Annotated in this window: 1 pseudogene; it reads left to right on the top strand. The window is 79.3% G+C overall.

The features are described 5' to 3' along the window. Nucleotides 1-519 precede the first annotated feature (519 nt). Nucleotides 520-744, top strand: a pseudogene (locus tag BST40_RS33495) (PGRS repeat-containing protein); the annotation flags it as partial. Between the last annotated feature and the right edge of the window lie 72 nt (nucleotides 745-816).

The following is an 816-nucleotide window of genomic DNA, read 5'->3' as shown; positions in this document are numbered from 1 at the left end:
CCGGGCGGGGGGGGCCCCCTCCCCGGTGGGGGCGGCGGGGCCGGCGGTAATGGAGTACTGGGCGCGGGCGGCAGCGGCGGCGCCGGTGCTCAAGCCTTCACCACCGGCGGGGCCGGCGGACCGGGCGGCCAGGGTGGCTTTCTCTTCGGCGCCGGCGGGACCGGTGGCGCCGGCGGGCCGGGCGCCACCGGAGGGGAAGGCGGGGCCGGCGGCAGCGCGGGCCTGGTCTTCGGCTCCGGCGGGGCCGGCGGTGCTGGCGGCGCCACCGCACCGCTCGGCGGCCTCGGCACCCTCACCGGTGGGGCCGGCGGAGCCGGCGGCAAGGCCGGGCTGATCGGGGTCGGCGGTGACGGTGGCGCCGGCGTTGCGAGCACCACCACGGGCGTGGGCAGTAAGGGCGGTGCCGGCGGTGCCGGCGGCAGCACCGTGCTGTTCGGCCCCGCCGGCAATGGCGGCAACGGCGGGATGGGGCTGGCCCTCGGAAGCACCGGCACCAATGGCGCGCCGGGACCGCTGCAACCGGCATTCGACCTGATCAACGTGCCCTTCCAGGCGCTACTGGGACGTCCGCTGATCGGTAACGGCGCCAACGGGGCCCCGGGCAGCGGGGCGCCCGGCGGGGCCGGTGGAATCTTGATGGGCAACGGCGGGGCCGGCGGGTCGGCAGCTCCCGGTCTGCCGGGTGGCCCCGGCGGAGCCGCTGGTCTGTTCGGTGCTGGCGGCGCCGGCGGTGCCGGCGAGAGCTCAAACGTAACGGCCGGCGGGGCCGGCGGTGCTGGCGGAGCGGCCGGGTCGCTATGGGGCACCGGCGGCAGC

Origin of the sequence: Mycobacterium persicum, from assembly GCF_002086675.1 — a bacterium.
Lineage (GTDB): Bacteria > Actinomycetota > Actinomycetes > Mycobacteriales > Mycobacteriaceae > Mycobacterium > Mycobacterium persicum.
This window is presented reverse-complemented; position numbering and strand designations above follow the sequence as displayed.